General features: G+C 74.1%; 1 pseudogene. It reads left to right on the top strand.

Annotation, left to right across the window (positions count from 1 at the left end):
• A pseudogene (locus KVT45_RS55975) lies at positions 1-228 on the top strand (M1 family peptidase); the annotation flags it as partial.

The raw sequence follows: 228 nt of genomic DNA, 5'->3' as shown, positions 1-228 counted from the left end.
GCGGGACGACGTCACCGTGTGCGTGACCTACACGGCCGACCCGCGCCGCACCCCCCCGCACACCGCGTGGGTGCCCACCCCGGACGGCTCCGCGATCTGCCCGCAGCCGAACTCCGCGCACACCGTCATCCCGTGCAACGACCACCCCTCGGGCAAGGCGGACTTCACCTTCCGCGTCACCGTCCCGAGCGGCCTGCGCGGCGTCGCGAACGGCCTGCTCCCCTGTGT

Origin of the sequence: Streptomyces sp. GbtcB6 (genome assembly GCF_019091475.1) — a bacterium.
GTDB classification, from domain to species: Bacteria; Actinomycetota; Actinomycetes; order Streptomycetales; family Streptomycetaceae; genus Streptomyces; species Streptomyces hyaluromycini.
The sequence above is the reverse complement of the archived record's forward strand: the minus strand, read 5'-3'. Positions and strand labels throughout refer to the sequence as shown.